This is a genomic window from Bradyrhizobium sp. LB13.1, from assembly GCF_054056815.1.
This window is the reverse complement of record NZ_JBSRYQ010000001.1, coordinates 5,184,823-5,211,201: the sequence shown is the minus strand read 5'-3', so window position 1 is coordinate 5,211,201 and position 26,379 is coordinate 5,184,823. Positions and strand designations below refer to the sequence as shown.

At 63.2% G+C, this 26,379-nt stretch carries 27 protein-coding genes and 5 pseudogenes; 21 read left to right on the top strand and 11 right to left on the bottom strand.

The genetic code is table 11. The features are described from left to right. The first annotated feature begins 4 nt into the window (after positions 1-4). Positions 5-1,219, top strand: a complete 1,215-nt coding sequence (locus ACVWYI_RS25035) for an RluA family pseudouridine synthase (protein WP_456663473.1) — start codon at positions 5-7, stop codon at positions 1,217-1,219. 253 nt (positions 1,220-1,472) lie between these two features. On the opposite strand, the gene ACVWYI_RS25030 is transcribed toward ACVWYI_RS25035, so the two are convergent. From ACVWYI_RS25030 to ACVWYI_RS25020, 3 genes and pseudogenes are all read right to left on the bottom strand, one after another. Beyond that, a complete protein-coding gene (locus ACVWYI_RS25030; RefSeq protein WP_456663472.1) occupies positions 1,473-1,796 on the bottom strand; it encodes a hypothetical protein in 324 nt (107 codons plus the stop codon). A gap of 151 nt (positions 1,797-1,947) precedes the next feature. After that, positions 1,948-2,709, bottom strand: coding sequence for a hypothetical protein (locus ACVWYI_RS25025; RefSeq protein ID WP_456663471.1), 762 nt, complete (start codon positions 2,707-2,709; stop codon positions 1,948-1,950). Between the two features lie 310 nt (positions 2,710-3,019). Then, positions 3,020-3,301 (bottom strand): annotated as a pseudogene (locus ACVWYI_RS25020) (hypothetical protein); the annotation flags it as partial. 74 nt (positions 3,302-3,375) lie between these two features. On the opposite strand from ACVWYI_RS25020, the pseudogene ACVWYI_RS25015 reads away from it, so the two are divergent. The 5 genes and pseudogenes from ACVWYI_RS25015 (at position 3,376) to ACVWYI_RS24995 (ending at position 7,777) form a co-directional block, all read left to right on the top strand. Then, positions 3,376-4,172: pseudogene (locus tag ACVWYI_RS25015) on the top strand (ATP12 family chaperone protein). A gap of 58 nt (positions 4,173-4,230) precedes the next feature. After that, a complete protein-coding gene (fliK, locus tag ACVWYI_RS25010) occupies positions 4,231-5,835 on the top strand; it encodes a flagellar hook-length control protein FliK (protein ID WP_456663470.1) in 1,605 nt (534 codons plus the stop codon). Continuing rightward, positions 5,832-6,092: an EscU/YscU/HrcU family type III secretion system export apparatus switch protein gene (locus tag ACVWYI_RS25005; protein ID WP_007603059.1), complete on the top strand. Its 261-nt coding sequence runs from the start codon at positions 5,832-5,834 to the stop codon at positions 6,090-6,092. The genes fliK and ACVWYI_RS25005 overlap by 4 nt, the downstream gene beginning before the upstream one ends. 148 nt (positions 6,093-6,240) lie before the next feature. Further along, on the top strand, positions 6,241-7,056 hold the full coding sequence (locus ACVWYI_RS25000) for a penicillin-binding transpeptidase domain-containing protein (RefSeq protein ID WP_456663469.1): 816 nt from the start codon (positions 6,241-6,243) through the stop codon (positions 7,054-7,056). 64 nt (positions 7,057-7,120) lie between these two features. Continuing rightward, positions 7,121-7,777, top strand: coding sequence for a carboxymuconolactone decarboxylase family protein (locus ACVWYI_RS24995; protein ID WP_456663468.1), 657 nt, complete (start codon positions 7,121-7,123; stop codon positions 7,775-7,777). A 24-nt stretch (positions 7,778-7,801) separates the two neighbouring features. Here the strand turns inward: ACVWYI_RS24995 and ACVWYI_RS24990 are convergent. Further along, positions 7,802-8,208: pseudogene (locus ACVWYI_RS24990) on the bottom strand (DUF4260 domain-containing protein). A gap of 148 nt (positions 8,209-8,356) precedes the next feature. On the opposite strand from ACVWYI_RS24990, the gene ACVWYI_RS24985 reads away from it, so the two are divergent. The 5 genes from ACVWYI_RS24985 (at position 8,357) to ACVWYI_RS24965 (ending at position 11,209) form a co-directional block, all read left to right on the top strand. Further along, positions 8,357-9,889, top strand: coding sequence for an acyl-CoA carboxylase subunit beta (locus ACVWYI_RS24985; RefSeq protein ID WP_007603066.1), 1,533 nt, complete (start codon positions 8,357-8,359; stop codon positions 9,887-9,889). Positions 9,890-9,958: 69 nt separating this feature from the next. Further along, positions 9,959-10,135 carry a hypothetical protein gene (locus ACVWYI_RS24980; RefSeq protein ID WP_456663467.1) on the top strand — a complete coding sequence of 59 codons (177 nt, stop codon included), beginning with the start codon at positions 9,959-9,961 and terminating at the stop codon, positions 10,133-10,135. Beyond that, positions 10,132-10,518, top strand: coding sequence for a hypothetical protein (locus ACVWYI_RS24975; protein WP_456663466.1), 387 nt, complete (start codon positions 10,132-10,134; stop codon positions 10,516-10,518). Before ACVWYI_RS24980 ends, ACVWYI_RS24975 begins: the two co-directional genes overlap by 4 nt. Further along, positions 10,506-10,802 (top strand): Fic family protein, encoded by a 297-nt coding sequence (locus tag ACVWYI_RS24970; RefSeq protein ID WP_456663465.1) that lies wholly within the window; start codon positions 10,506-10,508, stop codon positions 10,800-10,802. Before ACVWYI_RS24975 ends, ACVWYI_RS24970 begins: the two co-directional genes overlap by 13 nt. A 59-nt stretch (positions 10,803-10,861) precedes the next feature. Next, on the top strand, positions 10,862-11,209 hold the full coding sequence (locus tag ACVWYI_RS24965) for a hypothetical protein (protein WP_456649509.1): 348 nt from the start codon (positions 10,862-10,864) through the stop codon (positions 11,207-11,209). 9 nt (positions 11,210-11,218) lie between these two features. On the opposite strand, the gene ACVWYI_RS24960 is transcribed toward ACVWYI_RS24965, so the two are convergent. Both ACVWYI_RS24960 and ACVWYI_RS24955 read right to left on the bottom strand, forming a co-directional pair. Further along, entirely contained in the window at positions 11,219-11,371 is a 153-nt protein-coding gene (locus tag ACVWYI_RS24960; protein WP_247341228.1) for a hypothetical protein, read from the bottom strand. 92 nt (positions 11,372-11,463) lie between these two features. Next, entirely contained in the window at positions 11,464-12,117 is a 654-nt protein-coding gene (locus ACVWYI_RS24955; protein ID WP_456649510.1) for a glutathione S-transferase family protein, read from the bottom strand. A 125-nt stretch (positions 12,118-12,242) separates the two neighbouring features. On the opposite strand from ACVWYI_RS24955, the gene ACVWYI_RS24950 reads away from it, so the two are divergent. Next, entirely contained in the window at positions 12,243-12,557 is a 315-nt protein-coding gene (locus tag ACVWYI_RS24950) for a hypothetical protein (RefSeq protein WP_456649511.1), read from the top strand. 141 nt (positions 12,558-12,698) lie between these two features. Beyond that, positions 12,699-12,968, top strand: a complete 270-nt coding sequence (locus ACVWYI_RS24945) for a twin-arginine translocation signal domain-containing protein (RefSeq protein WP_247445953.1) — start codon at positions 12,699-12,701, stop codon at positions 12,966-12,968. Positions 12,969-13,128: 160 nt separating this feature from the next. Here the strand turns inward: ACVWYI_RS24945 and ACVWYI_RS24940 are convergent, their stop codons facing one another. From ACVWYI_RS24940 to ACVWYI_RS24930, 3 genes are all read right to left on the bottom strand, one after another. Next, complete coding sequence (locus tag ACVWYI_RS24940; protein ID WP_247341239.1) at positions 13,129-13,380, bottom strand: GCG_CRPN prefix-to-repeats domain-containing protein; 252 nt, start codon at positions 13,378-13,380, stop codon at positions 13,129-13,131. A gap of 245 nt (positions 13,381-13,625) precedes the next feature. Then, positions 13,626-14,636, bottom strand: a complete 1,011-nt coding sequence (locus tag ACVWYI_RS24935) for an alpha/beta fold hydrolase (RefSeq protein WP_456649512.1) — start codon at positions 14,634-14,636, stop codon at positions 13,626-13,628. Between the two features lie 100 nt (positions 14,637-14,736). After that, positions 14,737-15,435: a metalloregulator ArsR/SmtB family transcription factor gene (locus tag ACVWYI_RS24930; protein ID WP_456663464.1), complete on the bottom strand. Its 699-nt coding sequence runs from the start codon at positions 15,433-15,435 to the stop codon at positions 14,737-14,739. A gap of 160 nt (positions 15,436-15,595) precedes the next feature. Between ACVWYI_RS24930 and ACVWYI_RS24925 the strand changes: the two genes are divergently transcribed. From ACVWYI_RS24925 to ACVWYI_RS24910, 4 genes and pseudogenes are all read left to right on the top strand, one after another. Beyond that, positions 15,596-15,904: an NIPSNAP family protein gene (locus ACVWYI_RS24925; RefSeq protein WP_456663463.1), complete on the top strand. Its 309-nt coding sequence runs from the start codon at positions 15,596-15,598 to the stop codon at positions 15,902-15,904. Positions 15,905-15,941: 37 nt separating this feature from the next. Further along, the gene (locus tag ACVWYI_RS24920) at positions 15,942-16,292 is read left to right on the top strand and encodes an antibiotic biosynthesis monooxygenase family protein (RefSeq protein WP_456663462.1); all 351 of its coding nucleotides are present in this window, start codon (positions 15,942-15,944) and stop codon (positions 16,290-16,292) included. 51 nt (positions 16,293-16,343) lie between these two features. Continuing rightward, positions 16,344-17,153, top strand: coding sequence for an isocitrate lyase/PEP mutase family protein (locus tag ACVWYI_RS24915; RefSeq protein WP_456663461.1), 810 nt, complete (start codon positions 16,344-16,346; stop codon positions 17,151-17,153). Between the two features lie 54 nt (positions 17,154-17,207). Beyond that, a pseudogene (locus ACVWYI_RS24910) lies at positions 17,208-17,959 on the top strand (IS5 family transposase). Positions 17,960-18,091: 132 nt separating this feature from the next. Here ACVWYI_RS24910 and ACVWYI_RS24905 read toward each other — a convergent pair. Then, positions 18,092-18,487 (bottom strand): hypothetical protein, encoded by a 396-nt coding sequence (locus ACVWYI_RS24905; protein WP_247341251.1) that lies wholly within the window; start codon positions 18,485-18,487, stop codon positions 18,092-18,094. Between the two features lie 164 nt (positions 18,488-18,651). Here ACVWYI_RS24905 and ACVWYI_RS24900 point away from each other — a divergent pair, with 164 nt between their 5' ends. Then, complete coding sequence (locus ACVWYI_RS24900; protein ID WP_247341253.1) at positions 18,652-19,302, top strand: trimeric intracellular cation channel family protein; 651 nt, start codon at positions 18,652-18,654, stop codon at positions 19,300-19,302. On the opposite strand, the gene ACVWYI_RS24895 is transcribed toward ACVWYI_RS24900, so the two are convergent. Next, positions 19,303-20,529 (bottom strand): c-type cytochrome, encoded by a 1,227-nt coding sequence (locus ACVWYI_RS24895; protein ID WP_456663460.1) that lies wholly within the window; start codon positions 20,527-20,529, stop codon positions 19,303-19,305. 281 nt (positions 20,530-20,810) lie between these two features. Here ACVWYI_RS24895 and ACVWYI_RS24890 point away from each other — a divergent pair. The 3 genes and pseudogenes from ACVWYI_RS24890 to ACVWYI_RS24880 all read left to right on the top strand — a co-directional run bounded on the left by ACVWYI_RS24890 (position 20,811) and on the right by ACVWYI_RS24880 (position 26,278). Continuing rightward, positions 20,811-24,305: pseudogene (locus ACVWYI_RS24890) on the top strand (indolepyruvate ferredoxin oxidoreductase family protein). A gap of 426 nt (positions 24,306-24,731) precedes the next feature. Continuing rightward, positions 24,732-25,889 carry a thiolase domain-containing protein gene (locus ACVWYI_RS24885; RefSeq protein ID WP_456663459.1) on the top strand — a complete coding sequence of 386 codons (1,158 nt, stop codon included), beginning with the start codon at positions 24,732-24,734 and terminating at the stop codon, positions 25,887-25,889. Beyond that, complete coding sequence (locus tag ACVWYI_RS24880) at positions 25,889-26,278, top strand: Zn-ribbon domain-containing OB-fold protein (RefSeq protein WP_247445946.1); 390 nt, start codon at positions 25,889-25,891, stop codon at positions 26,276-26,278. Before ACVWYI_RS24885 ends, ACVWYI_RS24880 begins: the two co-directional genes overlap by 1 nt. Positions 26,279-26,379: the final 101 nt, after the last annotated feature.

Sequence of the window (26,379 nt, the reverse complement as noted above, 5' to 3'; positions counted from 1 at the left end):
CACCATGAGCCGCCGCATCAAAAGAACCGATCCAAAGCCCCGTTCGCGCGATGAGCGCAAGGAAACACGCCCGTTCAAGGCGCGCAGCGCGAAGACAGCTGGGCCGCGGCCGGGCGGCAAGCCCGGCGCGAAGCCACCGCGCTTTGCGGCCGAGCGCACTGAGCGGCGTGTGTCGGAACCTGCGCTGGAAACGTCCGCGCCAGCAAAGCCCGTCGAGGCGCTGCTGCCGACCAAGGTGGAGACCGTCAAGGTTGCGGCCGACGAGAACAACATGCGCGTCGATCGTTTCCTCGAAGCGCGCTTTCCCGGCCTGTCGTTCTCCCACATCCAACGCGTCGTCCGCAAAGGTGAGCTGCGGGTCGACGGCAAGCGTGTCGACAGCAAGGACCGGCTGGAGGAGGGCCAGAGCGTCCGCATTCCGCCGCTGAAGCTCGACACGCCGAAGGCGCCCAATCCGCAGTCGGAGGCAGCGCAAAAGACGCTTGCTGCGTTGAAGGAAATGACGATCTACGAGGACGACGACGTTCTCGTCCTGAACAAGCCGGCCGGCCTCGCCGTGCAGGGCGGCTCGGGCATGACGCGGCACATCGACCAGATGCTCGAGGTGATGCGCGATTCCAAGGGCCAGAAGCCGCGCCTCGTGCACCGCATCGACAGGGAGACGTCGGGCTGCCTCCTGGTCGCGAAGACGCGCTTTGCCGCCTCGCATCTGACCGGCGCATTTCGTTCGCGGTCGGCGCGAAAGACCTATTGGGCGCTGGTGCCGGGCCTGCCGAAGCCGAAGCAGGGCCGCATCTCTACCTTCCTTGCGAAGGAAGAAAGCGAGGACGACACCATCATGCGCATCGCCCAGCATGGCGACGAGGGCGCAAGCCACGCGGTGACATACTATGCGGTGGTCGAGACTGCCGGCAACAAGCTGACCTGGGTGTCGCTGAAGCCGGTGACGGGGCGCACCCACCAGCTGCGCGCCCACATGGAACATATCGGCCACCCCATCGTCGGCGATCCCAAATATTTCAACATCGAGAACTGGCAACTGCCGGGCGGCCTGCAAAACCGGCTGCATCTGCTGGCGCGCCGTATCGTCATTCCGCATCCGCGCGGCGGCGTGATCGACGCCACCGCGCCATTGCCGCAGCACATGCAGCAGTCGTGGAATTTGCTCGGGCTCGATGCAACCAGATTTGATCCGATCGAGAACGCGCCTGAAGAGTAGTTGAGTTTCCTATCGGCTCGCAAGTTGGCGGGCTAGGTTCATTCTTATCATCTTACGAAGCTGGTCAGACGCCACTGCGGGATCCCGACGACGAAACATCGCGACAACGTTGCCGACTACAAAGAATGGGGTCCTGAGAATTCCTCTTGGAGACCACCATCCCGCCAAGAGGCAGCACAACCGCTACTGATACACTCGTCACCGACAAAGTGACCGTTACAGTCATATTTTCGGTAGGGCGAATGAAAAGACGCTACGGTTGCGGCTCCGAGATTCGCACTAGGTAGCCCAAGAACAGGAAAACCAGTCCGTCTCGCGCCAAATCGCCATGAGCAAAGCTTAGCGTCGCCACGAAAAGGAAGCCCATAAAGGCAAATCGGGCCTCGGCTCGTTTCAGACGGGCGGCCTTGGCAAGCGTTCCAAGCACTACACACAGAAGCAGCACGCCGGCCGGCCAGCCAAACTCGATGACAAGCTGCGCCAGGCTGAGATGGGCTTCCAGACCCGAGCACGTCATCTGGGTGAAGCTCGAAAGGCCGTGACCGAAGATCCCCGCGCGAGGTAGGGCGCCAGCCACGTCGCTGATAAGCTTCTTTCGTAGCAGGACAGAATTATATTGATTTAGATCGCTGCACGGCGCAGAGGCGCGGGCCTCCGCAGGAGGGCTAGCCTCACCCGGAGGGCCGGCCTCAACAGGAGGGGATGCCGATATGGCGACGGCCAGGCGCTCAGCGGTCGCGACGCGAGTATAGTAACCAGGCGGCCCAAGAGGTTGAAACCACCAAGACGGCGATGAGCGCCTTAGCCCGGGTGCGGCGAGAAACAGCAGCTTCGCAGACTAATGTGCACAGCAGCGCCACAAACGAAAAGCGCAGGAGTGACGCCGCCAAGATCGCAAATGCCACGCCGGCAAGTATGTATCCGATAATCAGCCATAAGCGCTTGACGTGGGAGGCGACGAGACCAGCCAGCAGAAGCGAGAAGCAAACGGAAATCTGCGCTGGAGCAGCGTCAAAGCTGCCGAAAACCAGTGGCTTCCCATGGAGGTCGCTCCATTGATCTTGCAGCGCTGCTACGACGCACGCCAGGCCGAGGAGCCCGACCAGACCAAGCACCACGAAAAATGCCCGCCCGGTCGTGCCAGATAAGCGAGCCGCGGGATAAGACACCAAGCTGAGGAAAAGTAGGGCTTCCTCTTTCAGGGGGCCCGGACCGTTGACCGCGGTAGAGATGCCGATGCACAGCAAAAACAGGACGAAAACTGAATCCCAGATCGTGTTTCGGAAGCGCCCCATGGCGACAAGACCAGCGATCGGGCAAATGAGTACGGCGGCGCTTGACCACGATCCGAAACCGATCCCGTGCAAGAGGATCATGATGGTGCCGGAGCACACCAAAATGCCCAGCAGAACGGACGTAACGGGCTGCTTATTTCCCGACCATTCCTCTAACGGCTGCAATAGCCACTCGCTGGATGTCTTCTGGTGCATCCTCTAGCAAATCATCCAAGCTGACTCGTTCTTGCCCATTAGATGGTGCAGGAAACCAAAACTGGCTTGGTTTGACACCGATTGTGGCCGCTATCAAGTGAAGCTCACCGGCATTGATTGTCCACCAGTTCTTTTCAGCCCATAGTGGCTCTCGCGCTCAACGTCTATTGCCTCGGCCGGATCAACGGCCTTGGTCCCCATGAACTTTCGCCATTCCCGCAGATAGAACGGGCGACGCTTGGCCGGGACCTTCGGCGGAGGCAATCTCTTCTTGTGTGTAACCATGCCGGGATATGCAGACGCACCCGCTGCGAATGATCGCGATCGCGACGGGGCCGAGCTTCCAGCTCGGGCTCTGCACCAGGAAATCGTAGGGCTCGACCCGCGGCATGGACCACACGTTGCATAAGGAGGTCGAAGAATTGCGGGGCGGTGGCGGCATCCCGTGGCAGGCCTTTCGAACGCTCCGTCGCGCCTGGCCGTAATGAGCGTAGACGTTGCGGACCACCGATTCCGGAGTCCGAAAGCCGGCCTCCGCCGTGGCCTGCCAAAACCCGGCGAGCAGAGACACAATGCCCGCAAGTTCCCTCATACCTCCCGCTCGCTTTATCGGCGGCCGGTCTTACCTTACAAGCCTAGCACTGAGTGATCGGGACCGAAAACGAGATGCGCGAATTGTTCGATGAAGCTGCGGGGCGACCCCCGCTTGATCCGCAGGAATCGGTCCGCCAGGCCGCGCGCGCGCCGCAGCGCAAGCGCTTCTACAAGGACGCGGGCGTTGCTGATGCCGAAGGCGGCTTCGCCATCACGCTTGACGGCAAGCCGATCCGTACGCCGTCCGGCCGCCAGGTCGTGATCCCGTCGCGCGCGCGCTGGCCGATGCGGTCGCCGCAGAATGGGCGGCTCAGGGCGAGACGATCAGTCCCATGACCATGCCGCTGACCCGGATCGCCAACAGCGTGGTCGAGGGCGTCGTGGATCGCGTCGATCTCGTCAGCGATGATCTCGCGAAATACCTTCAGACTGACCTGCTGTTCTATCGCGCCGGCGATCCGGAGGGGCTGGTTGCCCGCGAGGCCGCGCATTGGGACCCCGTGCTGTTCTGGGCCGCGGAGGCGTTGGGCGCGCATTTCATCCTGTCCGAGGGCATCATGCATGTGAAGCAGCCGGACGAGGCGGTCCAGGCCGCGCGCGCTGCGCTGCCGCGGGATGCCTGGTCGGTCGCGGCGCTCCATGTGGTGACGACCCTGACCGGCTCGGCGCTGCTGGCGCTGGCGCTGGCCCACGGCATGCGCGATACCGGCCAGGTCTGGGCGGCCGCTCATGTCGACGAGGACTGGAACGCCGAGAAATGGGGCGCGGACGAGGAGGCGGCGGGCCGCCGGGTCGCCCGCCTGCGGGATTTCGAGGCTGCCGTGGCGGTTTTGGCCGCGGTGAACCCGTCCGCGGCCGAAGGTCCTTAACGAGAGGTTTACGAGGGCGGCCTTAGGGTGGGGCGAGCGTTCCCCCGGGCCCCTCGCGATGCCGACTCCGATAAGCTCGATTGTTCCCGTCAGTGCTGCCAGCCCTGTTGCTGATGCGGCGACGCCTGATCTTGTGCTGCAGGCCGGCAGCGTAGTGGACGCAAAAGTCGTCAGCGTGCTCGCCGCCAATCTGGTGCGGATCGCGATCGCCAACCTCTCGATGGATGTAATGTCCGAGGTGGCGCTATCGCCCGGACAAAATCTCCAGCTCGCGGTGTCGCAGAACGACGGCACCATCCGGCTCGCCATTATGGGCGGGGCAGGCGAGGCGGCGGCCGATCAGGTCACGCTGACGCCGGCTGCGGCCTCGCTGGTGGACAGCCCGTCGCTGGTGCCGTCGGCGGGCGCGGCCCGCAATACCCTGAGCTCGTCCGAACAGGTCGCCGTCACAACGGCCTCGGCCGAGGCCGTTACCAAGCAGGGCAGTCAGGCGCCGCTGTTCGCCAATCTGGCAGCGGTCGTCACGGGCAGCGATCTGCCGGGAGGGCTGAAGCAGGCGGTGCTGGGCGTGCTGGCGCAGCAGACGCCGCTCGACACCGGGCTCGATGGCGGCGACATCGAATCCGCCTTCCAGAAGTCCGGCCTGTTCCTCGAGGCCTCGCTGGCCTCCGGCGCGACGCCGTCCTCTGGCACGATGCCCGACCTGAAGGCGGCATTGCTGGTGCTGCGACAGACGCTGACGACGCTCGATACCGCGACCCCACAGGGTGCCGCGACTCTTGCTGGCACCCCGGGGACACCGGAGGCCGCTGTCGCTCCGGCTCCGGCAGCAGGTGAGGCCGCGCCGACCGCATTGCCGTCAACCGAACCCGACATCGCCCAACCGCCGCGCAGCGCCAATCTTGCGGCTACCATACTGGCCGACATCGCCGGCAACTCTCCGCAGACCGCGATGCCACGAACCATGACCGCAGGCCTTGCCGCGAGCCTCCTGCAGGAGATCACGCAGAGCCTGCCGCGCATGACCGGCAACGTGCCGGGCTCAAACAAGGTCGTGCCTGACGGACATGTTTTCGAAGCCGCCTCGCGCGCGACGCCGCCGCCGGTTCGCGGCGCGTTGCCGTCGCCGCAATCCATTGCCTCGCCATCACTCGCACCGGATACGCCGCTCGCTGCGACCGTGCATCGGCTGCTCGACGACACCGATGCTGCGATCGCGCGCCAGACCTTGCTCCAGGTTGCTTCGCTCCCTGATCGCATTGACGCCAGCGGTCACAGGATCGATCCGAGCGTGCCGCAGTGGAATTTCGAGATTCCCTTCGCAACGCCGCAGGGCACCGCAATGGCGCAGTTCGAAATCTCGCGCGACGGCGGCAATGAATCCGCCGATCCCGCCAAGCGCGCATGGCGCGCGCGCTTCACGCTCAATGTCGAGCCGGCCGGTCCCGTGCATGCTCTGATTACGCTCAACGGCGACAAGACTTTCGTGCGGATGTGGGCGGAGCGGCCGACGACGGCGCAGCAGCTCCGCGCAGGAATCGGCGAGCTCAACCAGGCCATGACCAGGGCCGAGCTCAAGCCCGGCGACATCCTGGTCCGCGATGGTACCCCGCCACAGCCCGCACCGGCCCGCGCCGGCCACTTCCTGGATCGCGCCACATGAGCGACCCGTCGAAGCTTGCGATTGCGCTACATTACGAGAAGGGCAGCAACGCGCCGGTCGTCGTCGCCAAGGGCAAGGGCACGATCGGCGAAAAGATCGTCGAGATCGCCAAGGCCAACGACATACCGATCGAGGAGAACGAGATCTTGGCTGGCGCGCTGTCCAAGGTCGAACTCGGCGAGGAGATCCCGCCCGATCTCTACAAGGCCGTCGCCGAAGTGCTGGTATTCGTGCTGCGGCTGTCGGGCAGGCGGTAGAGCATGATCCGGACCCGAAGGGCCGCGTTAGCGCAAAGTGTGCAGCGGTTTTCCGAAGAGATCATGCTCAAGAAATAACCTGTCATCGTTTCACCACGATAGCGACCGCATGGTCGCGGCCATCTTCATCGCGTAACGGACACCGCCAGTGCTCACCCGCCGTTCCACCCTCGGCCTTCTCGCCGCTGCCGCTTTGCCATCGCGTGCATTCGCCCATGTCGCGCCGCCACGCAACGAGATCCGTGACAGCCTCGCAAAGCGCTTCACCGACCTCGGCACGGACGGGACGTTCGTCGGTTACAAGGTCGAGGACTATCTGATCGTTGCGAGCGACAAGGAGCGTTCGGGCGAAGCGAAGCTGCCGGCTTCGACCTTCAAGATTCCGAACTCGCTGGTCGCGCTCGAAACTGGCGTCGTCGCCGATCCCGACAAGGACGTATTTCCCTGGGATGGCGTGAAGCGTCCGATCGAGGCCTGGAATAAGGATCACACGCTACGCAGCGCGATCGCGGTGAGCGCGGTACCGGTCTATCAGGAGATCGCGCGCCGCATCGGGCAAGAGCGCATGCAAAAGTATGTCGATCTGTTCGACTACGGCAACCGCGACATCGGCGGCGGCATCGACCAGTTCTGGCTCACCGGCGCCTTGCGCATCGATCCGGTCGAGCAGGTCGATTTCGTCGACCGGCTGCGCCGCCGCGCGCTGCCGATTTCCAGGCGCAGCCAGGATCTCGTCGCGGACATCCTGCCGGTGACCAAGGTCGGCGATAGCGTCATCCGCGCAAAGTCCGGACTTCTCGGCGCCGAGCGCGGCGAGCCGTCGCTTGGCTGGATGGTGGGCTGGGCCGAGAAGGGTGCAGCGCACACCGTGTTCGCGCTCAACATGGATTGCAAAGAGCCGCGTCTGGTTGGTGAGCGCATGCCGCTGACGCAAGCCTGCCTTGCCGAGATTGGCGCGATCTAGCGCTACCGCGCTGAAGCGGCTCGACTAGCATCCCGCGGGTCAACAAAAAAACGGGGAGGACAAAATGAACTCAGCGCCACTCTGGCTGCCGTCGCTCACGCTTGCCGCAGCTGGCGGCTGGCTCGCCGCCACGATGTTTGCAGCGCCTGCCACCAGCAAGGAGCCACGCTTTCCGCAGCTCACGATGGACCAGCTCGACGCCAAGCAGAAGCCGCTCGGCGAGCAGATCATGAAGGTGTCGAGCGTCGGCATCGGCGGTCCGTACAATCCGATGATCCGCAGTCCCGTGCTCGGCCAGCGCCTGTTCGATCTGTTCTATTATCTGCGCTGGGAAACCTCGGTCCCGAGCAAGCTCAACGAGTTTGCGATTTTGATCATCGGGCGGCAGTGGCGCTCGCAGGTCGAGTGGTACGCCCATGCGCCGCTCGCGGCCAAGGCTGGCCTGTCGGTCGACATCATCGCGGAGCTGAAGGCCAACAAGCGGCCGTCGAAGATGGCCGAGGACGAGACCGTCGTCTACGACTTCGTCACCGAACTCACCACGACCAAGAAGGTCGGCGACGAAACCTATGCGCGCGCCAGGAAGGTCTTCAACGATCAGCAGATCGTCGACCTCACCGCGCTCGCAGGCAACTATGTGATGGTCGCCATGCTGCTGGCGATGGCGGAAGAGACGGTGCCGCCGGACAAGCAGGAGCCGTTCAAGGCGGGTGAGCCGTAGGCTCGTCATTGCGCGAGGAGTGGGTCAGGCGTCCTTCTGCCGGCCGATCCGGCCGAGATGGGTGAAGCCGAACCCGGCCGCATATTTCAGGCCATAGCCGAGCGCCCGGTCGAGGCCGATATGGGCGAGCCAGATCAAGGCGATGGACAGGGTAAGCGGCGACGCGAGGCCGAAGCCAAGCGTCATCAGCGCGACCGGCGCCATGTAGCTGTGGGCGGCGTTGTAGACCAGCGCGCCGAATTTGGCGTCGGCAAGATAGGCGAGAAGACTCAGATCGGGGACCAGGAAGAGCAGGGGGCAAAGACTGCCCAGGAGCCGTCCCAGGTCCAGTAGAGCATCACCATCCCCACAAACAAGGTCAGGCCCTCCAGCCGCAGCAGGATGTTGACGCCGCCCGTCGCCGCGCCCGTCTCAGCCGTTCCTTCGGTCATGCTCGCCTCCCAGGCAAAACTTTGTAATTCCTTGCGCTTTCGCGCTGCGGCAAGGCAGCTCTGCGGCGCCGAAAGCGGCTTCCCGGCCCGCAAAATGCCGTGTTAGAACCCCGACAATCGCATTTAGGCTAAGAACTGGCGGGAGCAAATGAAGAATATCCTGGACGCCCTTGAAGACCGTCGCGCCGGCGCAAAGCTCGGCGGCGGGGAGAAGCGCATCGAGGCGCAGCACGCCCGCGGCAAGCTGACCGCGCGCGAGCGCATCGAGCTCTTGCTCGACAAGGGATCGTTCGAGGAATTCGACATGTTCGTCGAGCACCGCTCCACCGAGTTCGGCATGGAGAAGAACAAGGTGCCCGGCGACGGCGTTGTCACCGGCTGGGGCACTGTCAACGGCCGCAAGACGTTCGTGTTCGCCAAGGATTTTACGGTGTTCGGCGGCTCGCTGTCGGAAACGCACGCGCTGAAGATCACAAAACTCCAGGACATGGCGATGAAGGCGCGGGCGCCGATCATCGGCCTCTATGACGCGGGCGGCGCCCGCATCCAGGAGGGCGTAGCTGCCTTGGCCGGTTATTCCTACGTGTTCCGCCGCAACGTGCTCGCCTCCGGCGTGATCCCGCAGATCTCAGTCATCATGGGCCCGTGTGCCGGCGGCGACGTCTATTCGCCGGCCATGACCGATTTCATCTTCATGGTGAAGAACACCAGCTACATGTTCGTCACCGGCCCGGACGTGGTGAAGACCGTCACCAACGAGGTCGTCACCGCGGAAGAGCTCGGCGGCGCTTCGGTGCACGCCACGCGCTCCTCGATCGCGGACGGCGCCTTCGAGAACGACGTCGAGACGCTGCTGCAGATGCGACGCCTGATCGACTTCCTGCCGTCGAACAACACCGACGGCGTGCCGGAATGGCCGAGCTTCGACGACATCGGCCGCGTCGACATGTCCCTGGACACGCTGATCCCTGACAATCCGAACAAGCCCTACGACATGAAGGAGCTGATCCTGAAGGTCGTGGACGAGGGCGACTTCTTCGAGATCGCGGACGCCTTCGCCAAGAACATCGTCACCGGCTTCGGCCGCATCGCGGGCCGCACCGTCGGCTTCGTCGCGAACCAGCCGATGGTGCTGGCCGGCGTGCTCGACAGCGACGCTTCGCGGAAAGCGGCGCGCTTCGTCCGCTTTTGCGACGCCTTCAACATTCCGATCGTCACCTTCGTCGACGTGCCGGGCTTCCTGCCCGGCACCGCGCAGGAATATGGCGGCCTGATCAAGCACGGCGCGAAATTGCTGTTTGCCTATTCGCAGTGCACGGTGCCGCTGGTCACCATCATCACCCGCAAGGCCTATGGCGGCGCCTTCGACGTCATGGCCTCGAAGGAAATCGGTGCCGACATGAACTATGCATGGCCGACCGCCCAGATCGCGGTGATGGGCGCCAAGGGCGCGGTCGAGATCATCTTCCGCGCCGACATCGGCGACCCCGACAAGATCGCGGCCCGCACCAAGGAGTACGAAGACCGCTTCCTGTCGCCGTTCATCGCCGCCGAGCGCGGCTACATCGACGACGTCATCATGCCGCACTCGACGCGAAAACGGATTGCAAGGGCGTTGTCGATGCTGAAGGACAAGAAGGTGGAAACGCCTGCGAAGAAGCACGACAATTTGCCGTTGTGAGGAACTTACAGCGGCTATTCTGTACAAAATCGCGTGGTGCCCCTGAACGGACTCGACTATATTGGTGCGATGACTGACGCTCTCAAGAAACTAATCGAAGCTGCGAAGACCGCCAATCCGTCCCCCGAACACCGGGAGGAGCAGCGGCGCAGCTTCGTATATGGCAACACCCATTTCGAGAATTCGCTTATTACGCGCGAAATGGTGGACCGTGAGGCCGAAAAATTGGCCAAGGAAAAGAAATGACAAGCGAAGAGCGTGAACGGCGCGATAGCCGTGCGCTCGAACCTGAGTTAATTACAGATCCTCAGCAGAAGGCCGCTGCGGAAGCTCGGAACGGGTTCCGCCAATACGACGCAGCCATTGGTGCGATCCATACGGCCCTTGAGCGGGGCTCATTCAAGCTCCGCCCCTCACTCATCCTCGGTTTGCAGCGAGAAGCCTTAGCAGGCATCAGCTCCTATGCTGGAAACTATCGCCCCGGTGGCGTTGCCATCGAGGGAAGTAAGCATGAGCCCGTCGGTGCACATCTGGTCCCCGAACTCGTTGAGGACATGTGCGACTACGTCAATGATCACTGGGAAGCTAGCACGCCGATCCATCTCGCCGTTACGTCATGTGGCGGCTAAACTGGATTCATCCGTTCGCGGATGGGAACGGTCGTACCTCCCGAATTGTCTCATATGTTGTGCTTTCGGTTCGCGCTGGTGCGGTTCTGCCAGGCACGCCAACGATACCAGATCAAATCATCGACAACCGAAAGCCCTATTTTGACGCGTTGGATGAAGCAGATTTGGTCTTTCGCGGCGGAGGCCGGATCGATGTTTCGAAGATGGAAGATTTGTTGGCCTCACTGTTAGCGAACCAACTTGCGGAATTCTATAAATCGGTTGGGGGCAAGCTACCTAGCTAAGCGAAGGACTTCGCCGCTAGGCTTTATTCGCAATCGAGCTTCCCAAATTTTGAAATCCGATGACCGAAACCGATCCGACCGACGAGATTTCAGACCTTGAAGACCGGATCGCGGCGCTGGCCGAGATTGCCGAGCGATGCCGGAAGTATATTCTGGCGTCCAAGGTCGCGATCGGCGGCGGGGCTGCACTGTTGCTGATCACGATCCTCGGTCTGTTCGGGACAGGTCAGACCGCCGCGCTGGGATCAGTAGCTCTCGTGCTCGGTGGGATCGTCTCGCTCGGCTCGAACGTCAGTACGCTGCGACAGACTGACGAGGCCATCGGTGCTGCGGAGGCGCGCCGTTCAGCTTTGATCAGCAGCTTCGACCTTCGCGTGGTCGCCGATACGCCGATGAAGCTCGTGTAACGAGCTGCCTTATGCCGCGGCCTTGTGCGTCAGCACCTGCAACTCCGTGCGGCATTCGGCTGCGAGCGCCTGAAGGCGTTGCGCGGTTTGTTGGTCGAGGATCGCCTTTGCCAGGCGCTCGGCGCGGGCAAGCTGGTCTTTGAGATATTCGATGCGGGCCATGTGTCACCTTCCGCCCTGATAATTGAAGCCGTTTGCTTCGTTCCGATGGTCGCGATCGTATGGCCAATGCCGGGCTAGTTATGTGAGGCACGTCACGCAGATCGTACGGCGTCCGCCGCGGCGAAATGCGCCATCTGGTCGGCGCGGGCCTTGACGAAGGCGGGGCGCGCCGTAGCGCGGGTGACGTAGGCGCGGCAGGCCGGATGTTCCGCCAAACCGTCGAAGCGATCGACGGGGCGCAGCACGTCCGACATCAGGATGTCGGCGATGGAGAAGGAGGCCGCCAGCCATTCGCGGCCGGCCAGCACGGGCTCAAGATGCTTGAGGCGGAGCTTGAGGAAGCCGTCCACGAATTTCCACGCCGGCGTATCGCCCGCATCGCCCATGAACTTCAGCATCGACCACGGCAGGCTTGGCATCTCCACCGAATTGAGTGCGGCGAACACCCACGCGATCGCTTCGCTGCGGCCGCGCGGATCAGTCGGGATCAGCTTTGCGCTGCGTTCGCCGAGATGGAGCAGGATAGCGCCGCTCTCGAAGATCGAGATGTCGCCGTCGGTGAGCCACGGCACCTGCCCAAAGGGCTGGTGCGCGAAATGCGCAGCGTCGCGGTCACCGAACGGCACGCTCGCAACGCGATACGGCAAGGCAGCTTCTTCAAGGGCCCAGCGCACGCGAAGGTCCCGCACGAAGCCGCGAGGCATCTCGGGAACCCAATCGAAGGTGGTCAGGGTGAGGTCGGCCATGCGGTGTCTCCGTGCTGTCTGGGCATAGGACGGATGAAGCGAGTATGTTCCGACAGCGTCGCCAACTCTTTTGTCGTCGGCGCCGTAAACCGGTTAATCTCACCCCACAAACAGGAGGAACCCTGATGCCGTCAGCCTTCTTCGTCGTTCGTGCCACCGTCACCGATGCCGGCAAGCGCGCCGCCTTCGACAGATGGTACGAGACGGAACATCTGCCCGACGCGGTGAAGGCGTTCGGTGTGAGCAAGGCGTGGCGGTTCTGGAGCCTGGACGATCCGTCGCTGCATCAGGCGATGTATCAGTTCGACGACGAGGCCAGGCTCGCGGCGATGCTGAAGGGCGATGCCTTGAAGCAGCTGGTCGCCGATTTCAACCGCGATTGGCCCGACGTGAAGCGCACGCGCGAAACGCTGGTGGTGGCGCAGGAGTTTGGGAAATAGCGCACCGGCGTTGTAGCCCGGCGTCGGGGCTACGAAACCTCTCACTTCGCAACTAACCTGAATGCGGGATTCAGCTTTGGTTCATGTCGTGACCACGACACTGCCTCTGCATCACTTGCTCGATAGCCCAGAGGACATGCCATGGAGCGCCGGAACTTTTTGAAATTTGCAATCGGTGTCGCTGCCGGAGCCGCCGCGTTCACCACCGCCGCACAGGCCGCGCCGCTGGCGCCGCACCCGCTCGGTGATCCCGGCATGCCGCAGCGCAATCCGGACGCTCATCCCGCAGTCACCAGCAGCGATGAAGCGGCGCAATTGAAACCGGAACAGGTGCATTGGCGCGGCCACGGCCACTGGCATCGCCGTCACTGGGGCTGGCGCCGCCGGCGCTGGCATCGCCGCCATTGGTAACCGCTCGTCGATCGACATCGGGACGGGGATCGCGGTTGCGACCCCCGTTTGATTCGGAGCCGCTTGCAGGAACGCGGACCAACTGTTTGGAGACGTCTCAAAAAGAAAATGGCCGCGGGCTTTCGCCGCGCGGCCATTTCGCTATGCGAAAAAAACGAGATCAGAGCGGGCGGCAGCGGCCGGCGTACCAGCGGAAGCCGTAGGGGCACACGCGCGCGCGCGGCACGACCACGACAGGGGCCGGCGCAACCACGATCGGACGGGGGCGGACAACGACCGGACCGCGCATCGGCCGGCAACCGCCATAGGCGCCGCGATGCCAGCCGGGGCCGCAACCGCCGGCGGCGCTGGCCGCCTCGCTGAAACCAACGACCGCGCTGGCGAGCATCACGGCGGCAAACAGGTATTTCATTTGATCTTCCTTCTCGTCTTTGGGGCAGGCTTTGGAGGGCAGGCTTTGGGGGGCAGGCTTTGGCGGGCAGGATTGGGGCAGGTTCTAGGAGGGCTTGGCCCTTTCGGCGCACAATGAATCAAAAGACACGATTCGACACGTTAAAGCTCGCAACATGCCGACACGACGCGACGCAGATCTGCCAATCATGACCTGAATGCGGCATGAACATTCCCCGCAGGCGGCCTCAGGCGACGGCAATGGCGTTAGCGGCCGAGAAAGCCCAGGACCAGCTCCTTGTACTTCTCCGGTGATTCCAGGAAGACGAGATGGCCGGTGTCCGGGATCACCTCGGCCCGCGCGTTCGGCATCTTCGCAGCCAGTGCCTTAGCCAGTTCGGCGTTCTGCCCCATTTTCGCGCGCAGCGCCTCCGGTGCGTTCGGTCGGCCCGGTGCGTTGTGGTCGTCGGCACCCATGATGAACAGCGTCGGCTCGGTGATCAGCGCGACCTCGTGCGCCACCGGCTCGCGATAGATCATCTGGCCGGAGCTGACAAAGGCGCGCAGCCAGCGTGGATAATCAGGACTGCCCTTGATGTTGAAGCGGGCGTCGATGAATGGCGTGATCGCGTCCGGCGGCAGCTTGATCGCGTAATTGGTCTGGAGCTGCTTGCGATAGCCTTCGGCCGTGAGCTTGTCTTCGGTCTGGAAAATCTTCTCGGTCGGTGTCGGCGGCACGTAGAGGCGGTAGTCTTCCAGCCCAATTGGGGCCGTCAGAACAAGGTGAGCGACGCGGTCGGGATAGGCGCGGGCGATGCGCACGCCCAGCATGCCCCCGAGCGAATGGGCGACGATCTCCGCTTTTTCGATCTTGAGATGATCGAGTAGCGCCATCGTATTGCGTGCCAGTGTGTCGAAATGCAGCTCACCCGTCGGCTTGGAGGATTTGCCGAAGCCGATCTGGTCCGGCACCACGACGCGGAAACCGGCCTCGCTCAGCATCTTGATGACAGGCGCCCAATAGCTCGACGGGAAATTGCGCCCATGCAGCAGCACCACGGTGCGGCCGTTCGGCCGCGCAGCCGCAACATCCATATAGGCCATGCTGAGCTGCTCGCCGTCATTGGTCACAGGCAGCAATTGCACGGGGTAGGGATAGGCAAAGCCTTCGAGCGCGACGCCGTAGGGCTCGCGCGAGGCGGTGTCGGCGGCGCGAGTGGAGGTGAGCGGAGAGGCGATGAGGGCGGCGGCGAGCGCGGCCAAAGCGAAGCGGTTCATGGGAGTCTCTGAAGGTCAGGGAACGATCGTTCGCATAAACACGTGGATGGCCGGGTCAAGCCCGGCCACGACGAGAGACGTCGTTCACACGGACTTGTGTTTATTCCCGCCCATCACCGAACAACGCCGCAAACTGCTTCTCGCCGGTGCGCGTAAAATTCACCACGCGGCTGCCGGGCGTGGCGTCGCGGGCGGCCCATTTCAGCTCGGCGAAACGTTGCATCATGGCGGCACCAAGCGTACCGGCGAGATGGTGGCGCCGCTCGCTCCAGTCGAGGCAGGCCTTGCAGACCGGCCGGCGCGGATGGGTGAGCATGTCGGGCGAGATCTGCAAATGCTTGGCCAGGAAGCGCTCGCCCTCCGCCGTCAGCTCGATGTCCTGCTTCTTCTGCCTGACTAGGTTTTGCGCGCGCAGGGTGTCGAGCATCTGCACGCCGAGATCGCCGGCGAGATGGTCGTAGCAGATCCGCGCACGCCGCAGCGCCGGATCCTTCGGCCCGGTGCGCACCCGCATATGGCCGGTCCGCGCGGCGAGGCTCGCAAGGCCTTCGAGCACGCCAGCGACGTCGTCGTCGGTGAGGCGATAGTAGCGGTGGCGGCCCTGTTTCTCCGGCTCGATGAGGCCACCGGCCTCAAGCTTGGAAAGATGCGAGCTTGCGGTCTGCGGCGTGATGCCGGCCTCCTGCGCCAGCTCGCTCGCGGTGAGCGCGCGGCCGTTCATCAGCGCCGTGAGCATGTTGGCGCGGGCGGGATCGCCGACCAGCGAGGCGATCATGGCAATGTCTGGGCCGGACTTCATACTTCGATGATAGCCGAAGCATCGCGGTCGGGCAAGCGCGTATTCTTTCACCACGTCGTCATTGCGAGAAGCGAAGCGACGAAGCAATCCAGCATGTCCCTCTGAGGCACTCTGGATTGCTTCGCTTCGCTCGCAATGACGAAGAAAACAGGAGCTCATCATGTCCGTCACCGTCTTCATCCGCTACCAGCTCGATCCGTTCAAGCGCGCGCAGTTTCAGGAGTATTCGAAGCGTTGGCTCACCATCATCCCGAAATGCGGCGGTGACCTGATCGGCTATTTCATGCCGCACGAGGGCACCAACAACATCGCGTTTGGGCTGATCACCTTCGAGAGTCTGGCCGCGTACGAGGCCTATCGCGCCCGGCTGAGTCAGGATATCGAAGGCATGGCAAATTTCCACTTCGCCGAGGAGCACAAATTCATCCTCGCCGAAGAGCGCACGTTTTTGCGCCAAGTGATCTTGTAGGTGGTATTGTAGGCCATCAATGACAGGAGAGATGCCCATGATTGCCGTGATCTTCGAGGTTTGGCCGAGGCCGGAACACCGTCAGGATTATTTCGACCTCGCGGCCGACCTCAAGCCCATCCTGCAAACCATCGACGGCTTCATCTCGGTCGAGCGTTTCGAGAGCCTGACCGACAAGGGCAAGATCCTGTCGGTATCGTTCTGGCGGGATGAGGCGGCGGTTCAGGCATGGCGCAACACGATGGAGCACCGGCGCACGCAAGCGAAGGGCCGCGCAAAAATCTTCGCCGATTATCATTTGCGTATCGCCAGCGTCATCCGTGACTACAGCATGAATGATCGCGAGCAGGCGCCGAAGGACAGCCGCGCGGTGCACGACGCGCACTAGCACTCGCGGCGGCACGTCCCCATCTCTGCGCGACCAACAAGGGAGAGAAACATGCCGGTGACAATTGCTGATAAGCGCGCGATCTTCAGGAAGCTGCACGAGAGCGGCTGTTTCATCCTGCCCAATCCGGTCGACGTCGGCAGCGCCAAAGCGTTGCAGCATCTCGGTTTCAAGGCGCTTGCGTCGTCGAGCGCGGGCTTTGCATGGACCATCGGCAAGGCCGACAACCGCGTCTCGGTCGAGCACGTCTGTCAGCATCTGGCAGCATTGAGCTCCTCCGTCGACATCCCCGTCAACGCCGATTTCGAGGGCGGCTTCGCGGTCGAACCCGACAAGGTCGCGGACAATGTCGAGCGCTGCGTGCGCACCGGCGTTGCCGGTCTCTCGATCGAGGACTCCACCGGCGACAAGGACAAGCCGATCTACGAGCGCGCGCTCGCGGTCGAGCGTATCAGGGCTTCGCGGAAGGCGATCGGTGACAGCAACACGCTGCTGGTGGGCCGCTGCGAGGCATATCTGTGGGGCGTGACGGACCTCAAGCTCGTTATCGACCGGCTCGCCGCTTACGCCGATGCCGGCGCCGATTGCCTTTACGCGCCGGGCCTGAAGAGCCGTGACGACATCGCCACAGTGGTGAAGGCGGTGCATCCAAAACCGTTCAACCTGCTGATCGGCGGCTCCGGGCTGTCGTTGCAGGAAGCTGCCGATCTCGGTGTGCGCCGGATCAGCGTCGGCGGTTCACTCGCACGCGCCGCCTGGGGCGGCTTCATGCGGGCCGCAAAGGAAATGGCGGAGAAGGGCACCTTCGCGGAACTCGGGAGCGGCTATCCCGGCGGCGAGCTCAACAAGATGTTCAGCTAGGGTCTGTTGGGATTCAGGATTCTCATCGGGGCTTGGTTGTGATTCAAGCTTGGGATGGACCGATTCGTTTTGACTGACGCCCAATGGGCGAAGATGGAGCCGCATTGTCTTGGCAAGCCGGGAGATCCGGGCCGCAGCGGCAAGGACAACCGACTGTTTGTCGAGGCCGTTCTGTGGATCGCCCGAACCGGCAGTCCCTGGCGGGATCTGCCGGCGATGTTCGGCCACTGGAATAGCACATTCACGCGCTTTCGCGACTGGGTGAAGGCGGATGTCTGGAAGCGGCTGTTCGAGGCCATCTCCGACGATCCCGACATGGAATACGCCATGGTCGACGCCACCATCGTCAAGGTCCACCGCCACGGTCAGGGCGCAAAAGGGGGACGCAAAGCCAGGCGATCGGCCGCTCGAAAGGCGGCATGACCACCAAAATTCTGGCGCTCACCGATGCGCTCGGCAATCTCGTGCGCTTCGTGCTCCTGCCGGGACAGCGTTTCGATACGGTGGGCGTGCCGCCGCTCATCGAGGGATTGGCCTTCAACGCGCTGATCGCTGATAAGGCCTTCGATAGCAACGCCATCATCGCCGAACTCGAAGCGCGTGGCGCCAAAGTCGTCATCTCCCAGCATCCGCGCCGTGCACAGCCTCTCGCCATCGACAAGGAGATGTACAAATGGCGGCATCTCATCGAGAACTTCTTCGGCAAGCTCAAGGAATTCAAGCGCATCGCAATGCGCGCCGACAAGACCGACCAGAGCTTCACTTCAATGATCTATCTGGCCGCGGCCGCGATAAACTCCAGATGAATCCCAACAGACCCTAGAGCATGATCCGGAGAAGTGTGCAGCGGTTCTCCGAAAAGATCATGCTCAGACGGTAGAGGCAAACGAAAACGGCGGGACGTGAGTCCCGCCGCTGTTGCATGTTGTTGCAAATCGTTACTTCGCGCCGTCAGACGGCTTCTGGGTATCCGGGGCCGGCTTACTCGGCGCGGCGCCTGTGGTCACGCCAGGCCCGGTGTTGGTGCGCGGCGGCGTCACGTCGCGCATGCCGGGAGGTGCCGCCGGATTGGCCGACGGCGCCTGCTGCGCAGTCTGCGTCGCCGGCGCGTTGCTCGCCTCGTTGCCGGTGTGTGTGTTGTTCAGGCCGTAGAATACGGCACCCAGCACCAGCGCAATTGCTACTGCAAACATCGCAACCTTGCCGCTGGAGGCAGGGCCTTCACCAAGCTCGGGATCGGCCTGAAGCTGGGCATCCCGTCGCGCCGCGTTGCGATATTCATCATCGGCGAGATTCGGGCGATACGGATCGTTGGTAAAACGGTCGTCAGCCATCGATTTGGTCTCCTCGATTATTGCGCTCGGACAACCCTCAGGTGCGAGATTCTGTTCCATTCCCCATTATGCTTTCGTCGCATGTTGCCCCATGCCGGGAATCGGGAACCTGTTCGCCTGGGAACCCGAAGCGTAAGTTCCGTGGCATAGGGAGGAACTGAACGATGTGGAGCTTGCCGCCGAGCGATAGCGTGCTGCACCTGCTGTCGCTGGTCGCGGTCGCAGCGCAAGGCATGAGCGCCGCGCTCGCAGCCGGCCGCCGCAGCATGGACTGGCTCGGCGTCTGCTTCCTCGGCTGCATCACGGCGCTCGGCGGCGGCACCTTGCGCGATCTCTTCCTGGGTCACTATCCGCTGGCCTGGGTGCAAAACCCAATCTACCTCGCGCTGGCCGGCGGCGCCGCTTTCCTCACCATCCTGATGGCGCGCCTCGTGCACCGGCTGAAGGTGGCCTTCATCGTGCTCGATGCCATCGGCCTCGTCGTCTTCACCATGACGGGCTGCGATATCGCCTGGCAGATGGATGCCACGCTGCCGATCGTCATTGTCTCCGGCATGGTGACCGGCTGCGCCGGCGGCGTGTTGCGCGACGTGCTCTGCAATGACGTGCCGCTGCTGTTCCGCTCCGAGCTCTACGCCAGCGTCTCGGTCGTTACCGGCTTGTTCTATGCGACCGCCTTTGGCCTCAAGCTCAACACCGAGCTCTGGACCATTTTGACCTTTATCCTCGGCATCAGCTTCCGCCTGCTGGCGGTGCGCTACAAATGGGAGATGCCGAAATTCGTCTTCACGGAAGACGAGGAGCGAAAGCCCTGACTACGGCTCCTGCTTTCGCGCCTTGGCGACCTGTGACGCCGTCACCAGCGGCGCGGCATTGCCCCAGGAATTGCGGATGTAGTTCGTCACCGCCGCGATCTCTTCGTCGGACAATTGCTTGCCATAGGCCGGCATCTCGCCGGTGTTGGGCGCGCGCCGCGTTGTCACGGTGTGGGCGCCGTCGAGGATGATGCGCAAGGTCGAGGACGGATTGACCGATTGCAGCAGCGCGTTGCCAGGCAGCGGCGGATAGATGCGCGGCGCGCCGGAGCCGTCGGCCTCGTGGCAGGCAATGCAGAGTTTGGCGTAGACCACCTGGCCGGCCTTCATCTCGGCATCGTCAGGCGGCGTCACGATCGTCTCGCGCCGTGCCGGCGGCAGGCCCTTCAGGTAAACCGCGATCGCACGCACATCGGCATCGCTCATTTTCGAGGTCGAGTTGACGACCACCTCCGCCATCAGCCCGCCGGCATGGCTCCTGGCGTTGCGCCCGCTCTGAAGATATTCGGTGATGTCCTCGACGCTCCACGACTTCAACCCGGCGCGGGGAGCGCCATCGAGTCTTGGTGCGTACCAGCCGCCGACCTTGTTGCCCGAGAGTGCTTGCGCCTGCTTGTCCGCGCCAAAATAGTTCTTCGGCGTATGGCAGGCGCCGCAATGGCCGAGCCCGGTGACGAGATAGCCGCCCCGATTCCACGCCGCGCTCTGGCTCTGGTCCGGCTCGAACAAGCCGGGCTTGAAATACACCATGTTCCAGATCCGCATCAGGCCGCGATAGCCGAACGGCCAGCGTAGCTCCGGCGGCTTGTTCCGGCTCGTGACGGCCGCGAGCGTTCCGAGATAGGCCCGGATCGCCAGCGTGTCGTCTTTCGTCATCCGCGTGAAATAGGGATAGGGGAACGCCGGATAATAGTTCGAGCCGTCGGGTGCGACGCCGGTGCGCACAGCGCGGGTAAAATCGGCATCCGTCCAGGCGCCGATGCCGGTGTCGCGGTCCGGGGTCAGGTTCGGCGCGTAGATTGCGCCAAAGGGCGTGTCGATGCGCTTTCCGCCCGCGAACGGTTTTGCGGGATCGGCGGTGTGGCAGCCCGCACAATCGCCGGCCTCAACCAGTACCTTGCCGTAGGCGATCAGCTCCGGCGACGGCTCTGAAGCGAGGGCCGCGCTCGTAACCGCACTGCACAACGCCAGACCCACGAGAGCCAAGCCAGCCAGAATCGTCCGCATCGAAAGCCTCTCCTGCGACCCATCGACGCCGTCCCGCGTGACCGGGGCGTCAATTCGTTTCGCGACGGCGGGGGTATCGTGACACAAATTGACAATCGCCGATGCCATTGCAGCCACGAAATTGCGATTATCACCCGGCGCCGTCTCTGGGCCAGATTTGTGATGCGGAGCGTGAAATATCCGACATAGAGTGGCAAAGATGGTCGGCGCGCCCTAGCTAAAAACAACGGGCAGGCAACGGCTTAAGCAGCCAAGCGCTCAAAAGGGCGGAAGAGGACATAATGGGCATCAACCAGGGTCCGATCAGTCTCGATCAGAAATACACCCAGGACACGGGACATATTTTCACAACCGGCATTCAGGCGCTGGTCCGCCTGCCGATGGCCCAGATCCGGCGCGACCGTGCCGCGGGGCTGAACACCGCGGGCTTCATCTCCGGCTATCGCGGCTCGCCGCTCGGCGGCTATGACCAGCAGCTCTTCGCCGCGCGCAAACATCTCGAGCAGTACAACATCAAGTTCCAGCCCGGCGTGAACGAGGATCTGGCCGCGACTGCGGTCTGGGGCTCGCAGCAGCTCAACCTCTCGCCCGGCGCCAAGTATGACGGCGTGGTCGGCATCTGGTACGGCAAGGGCCCCGGCGTCGATCGCTGCGGCGACGTGTTCCGTCACGGCAATGCCGCCGGCTCCGCCAAGAACGGCGGCGTCTTGTGTCTCGCCGGCGACGACCACGGTGCAAAATCCTCCACCGTCCCGCATCAGTCCGACCACGCCTTCATGTCGGCGCTGATGCCCTATCTCTACCCCTCGAGCGTCCACGAGATGATCGAGATGGGCCTGCTCGGTATCGCGATGTCGCGCTACTCGGGCTGTTGGGTCGGCATGAAGGTGATCACGGAGACGGTGGAGACCACCGCCGAGATCGACCTCACGGACGAGATGACGCCGTTCGTGATCCCGACCGATTTCGAGATGCCTGAGGGTGGCCTCAATCTGCGCTGGCCCGACGACCGCTTTGCCCAGGACCGCCGGCTGCAGGACTACAAGGGCTTTGCCGCGATCGCCTTTGCGCGTGCCAACAAGGTCAACCGCATCACCATGGATTCGCCGAACGCCCGCTATGGCATCATGGCGTCCGGCAAGAGCTACGAGGATATCCGGCAGGCGCTGCGTGAGCTCGGCATCACACCCGAGGTCGCGGCCAAGATCGGACTTCGATTGTACAAGATCGGCATGCCCTGGCCTCTGGAGCCGGAAGGCGTCAGGCAATTCGCTGTAGGCCTCGAGGAAATCTTCATCATCGAAGAGCGCCGCGAGATCGTCGAAAATCAAGTGAAGCAGGAGCTGTTCAACTGGCGCGACGATGTCCGTCCCCGCATCATCGGCAAGATGGACGATCACGACAAGCGCTTCCTTCCCTTTGCCGAAGAACTCAGCGTCGCCTCTTTGGCCAGTTCGCTGACCGAGCGTCTGCTTCGACTTGATCTCAATCCCGAAATTGCAACGATGCTGCGTGCCAAGGCCGATTGGTTCAACGGCCGCCAGGCTTCGCAAATGCAGGCGACCGCGCCTGTCGCCCGCACCCCGTATTTCTGCTCCGGCTGTCCGCACAACACCTCGACCAAGGTGCCCGAAGGCAGTCGCGCCTTTGCCGGCATCGGCTGCCACTTCATGGCGTTGTGGATGGATCGCTCCACCGAGACCTTCACCCATATGGGCGGCGAGGGCGTGCCGTGGGTCGGCGTTGCCCCCTTTACCAAGGAAGAGCACGTGTTCGCCAATCTCGGCGACGGCACGTATTTCCACTCCGGCAGCCTCGCGATCCGCCAGGCGGTCGCCTCCGGCGCCAACATCACCTACAAGATCCTCTATAACGACGCGACCGCGATGACCGGCGGCCAGCATGTCGACGGCGAATTGTCGCCCCAGCAGATCACCTTCCAGCTCCACAGCGAAGGCATCCGCGAGATCTATCTGGTCTCGGAAAATCCCGACGCCTATCCGGCGAGCGAGATCGCGCCCGGCGTCAAGACCGCGCATCGTGACGAGCTCGACGCGGTCCAGAAAACGCTCCGCAAGGTCAAGGGCGCCTCCGCGATCGTCTTCGTGCAGACCTGCGCCGCCGAGAAGCGCCGCCGCCGCAAGCGCGGCACACTGGAGGATCCGGCACGCCGTGTGCTCATCAATCCCGCGGTGTGCGAAGGCTGCGGCGATTGCTCGGTGCAATCGAACTGCATTTCGGTCGAGCCGCTGGAGACCGAGTTCGGCCGCAAGCGCGCCATCAACCAGTCGACCTGCAATAAGGATTATTCCTGCGTAAAGGGCTTTTGCCCGTCCTTCGTCACCGTCGATGGTGGCAAGATGCGCAAGCGCGCGCCCGCGGGCGTCGGCGATATCGGCGATCTGCCTGAGCCGGCGTCGCGCCCCAATTTGGACAAGCCCTACAACATCGCGGTCGGGGGCGTCGGCGGCACCGGCGTGCTGACCATCGGCGCGCTGCTCGGCATGGCCGCTCATATCGAGGGCAAGGCCTCGATGATCCACTCGACATGTCCGGTCTGGCGCAGAAGGGCGGGGCGGTGCTCAGCCATGTGCGCCTGTCCGACCATCCGGCCGAGGTGACTTGCTCGCGCATCGTCACAGGCACGGCCGATGTCGTGCTCGCCGCCGATGAGGTGGTCGCGGTCGCCAAGGACACCATCTCGCTCTGCGACACCAGCCGCACCCGCGGCATCATCAACAGCCACGTCATTCCCACCGCCGACTTCATCCTCAACCGCGACTTCAATTTCCAGACCCGCAAGTTGAATGGGTTGCTGGAAACGGCGCTGCACAAGGACTCCGTGTTCTTCGACTTCACCAAGCTGGCAGAGCAGCTGCTCGGCGACAGCATCGCTACCAACATGATGATGATGGGCTACGCCTATCAGAAGGGGCTCTTGCCGTTGTCAGCGGAGTCGATCGAGCAGGCGATCGAGGTCAACGGCGTCTCGATCAAGATGAACAAGGAAGCTTTCCGCCTCGGCCGTCTCGCGGTCGCGGACCCCCCAGCGTCTCGCCGGTATGTTGAAGGGAACGGACGAGGTCATCGCGCCCAAGACACTGGACGCAATGACGCTCGATGAGATCGTCGATCACCGTGCCAAGCATCTCACCGCCTATCAGAACGGCCGGCTGGCCAAGCGTTACCGCAAGCTGGTGGACCAGGTCAGCGAAGCCGCCAGGCAGGGCGGCTATGACGAGGCGCTGACCCGCGCCGTCGCGGTCAACTACGCCAAGCTGCTGGCCTACAAGGACGAATACGAAGTCGCGCGCCTTTACACCGACGGCGCGTTCGAAAAGCAGCTCCGCGACCAGTTCGAGGGCGACTTCAAGTTCAGCTTCAATCTGGCACCGCCGATCCTTAGCCGTGGCGTCGATGCGCTCGGCCGCCCGAAGAAGCGCGCGTTCGGCCCGTGGATGCTTCCGATGTTCCGCGTGCTTGCGAAATTCAAGGTGCTGCGCGGTACGCCGCTCGACATCTTCGGCCGCAGCGCCGACCGCAAGCTCGAACGCGACCTGATCACCGGCTACGAGAAGGACGTCGCCACCGTGCTCGGCCTGTTGTCGCCGCTCACGATCGACACCGCGGTGGAGCTGCTCTCGTTGCCCGACCGCATCCGCGGCTACGGCCCGGTCAAGGAGAAGGCCGTCGCGGACGCCAAGGCCCGCTACGCCCAGCTCGCCGCGGATCTTGCCAACCCGCCGCCCGTGCCGAGGCAGATCGCGGCGGAGTAGAACTTTGCAGGGTGGGTTCGCTTAACCCACCCTGCGAAATCCTGTGTGAAATCAACCACCGTTCTACTGTGCATGGGGTTGTTTTCGATAAAAACGGGTTTTCGATAAAACGAAACCGCTTGTGCAGTCGGGCAAAACACCTTTACGACTTGGACCGAACGAAGCTCTCGTGCCCCGGACGCAGCGCAGCGCTTCTTTAGCGGTGCGCTGCAGAGCCGGGGCCCATGTCGCAACGATTTGCGTGGCCACCTGGGTCCCGGCTCTGCGCGGCAACGTTGAGGCGTTGCAGCGCGTCCGGGACACGGGCGCATCATTTGCGCCAAGCCGCCACCCTCTCGCCCGACGGAATATTTCCGCGCTTGCCAATCAGGCCACCGCGGTTCAGAAAAACGGAGCAAGAAGAAACGCCAGCGGAGACCTGAAGTTTTGACCATCAAGGGCAAGGCCTACATTGCCGGGATTTTTGAACACCCGACCCGGCATGCGCCGGACAAATCCACCGCTCAGCTTCATGCCGAGGTCGCCAAGGGCGCGATCGAGGATGCCGGGCTCAGCAAGGACGATGTTGACGGCTATTTCTGCGCGGGCGACGCGCCCGGCGGCGCCTGGCCGATGGTCGATTATCTCGGCCTGAATACCAAAAAGCTCCGCCACGTCGATTCCACCGAAACCGGCGGCTGTTCCTACATCATCCATCTCGGCCACGCCGCCGAGGCGATCGCCGCGGGCAAGTGCTCGATCGCGCTGATCACGCTGGCAGGGAAACCGCGCACCGGGGCGATGCCGCCGCGTGCGGCCGGCGCCGAGGCCGATTTCGAGATGGCTTACGGCGCGACCACGCACAATGCCTATGGCATGTGTGCCATGCGCCACATGCACGACTATGGCACCACGAGCGAGCAGCTCGCCTGGATCAAGGTCGCGGCTTCGCATCACGCGCAATACAATCCGCATGCGATGCTCAAGGATGTCGTCACCGTCGAGGACGTGCTGAACTCGCCGATGATCTCCGATCCCTTGCATCGCATGGATTGCTGCGTCGTCTCAGATGGCGGCGGTGCGCTGATCGTGACCACGCCCGAGATCGCCAAGAGCCTGAAGAAACCGCTGGTCAGACTGATCGGACATGGCGAGGCCATGAAGGGCCCGCGCGGCGGCAAGGATCTCGACCTCACTTACTCCGCCGGGATCTGGTCCGGCCCGCGTGCGTTCGAGGAAGCCGGCATCACGCCGAACGACATCAAGTACGCCTCGATCTACGACAGCTTCACCATCACCGTGCTGATGCAACTCGAAGACCTTGGCTTCTGCAAGAAAGGCGAGGGCGGCAAGTTCGTCGCCGACGGCAATCTGATCTCGGGCGTCGGCAAGCTGCCGTTCAACACCGACGGTGGCGGCCTCTGCAGCAATCATCCCGTCAACCGCGGCGGCATGACCAAGATCCTTGAGGCGGTCCGCCAGTTGCGCGGTGAGGCGCATCCGAAGGTGCAGGTTCAAAACTGCGATCTCGCGATCGCCCACGGCACCGGCGGATTGCTGGGCGTGCGCCACGCTGCCTCGACTGCTATTCTGGAGCGCGTGTGATGAGCGAGACAAAGAAATATCCGGCCCCGGCGACGAACCCCGAGACCGCCGCGTTCTGGGACGCGGCCAAAGAGGGCAGGTTCATGATCAAGCGCTGCACCGCCTGCGGCGAAGCGCACTACTTCCCGCGCGCGATCTGCCCGTTCTGTTATTCGGACAAGACGGTGTGGGAGGAGAGTTCGGGCGAAGCCACGATCTACACTTACAGCTTGATGCGGAAGTCGCCGACCGGTCCTTACGCAATCGGTTACGTCACGCTGAAGGAGGGGCCTTCGCTCCAGACCAACTTCGTCGATTGCGATCTCGAGAAGCTGAAGATCGGCCAGAAGGTGAAGGTGGTGTTCAAGCCGACCGATGGCGCGCCATTGCCGTTCTTTACGCCGGCGTAGGACGGTCCTCATCCTGAGGGCTTGCGAAGCAAGCGTCTCGAAGGATGGCCACGACAAAGAAAGCGTTTCGGGCATCCTCATGGTTCGAGACGGCGCAAGAG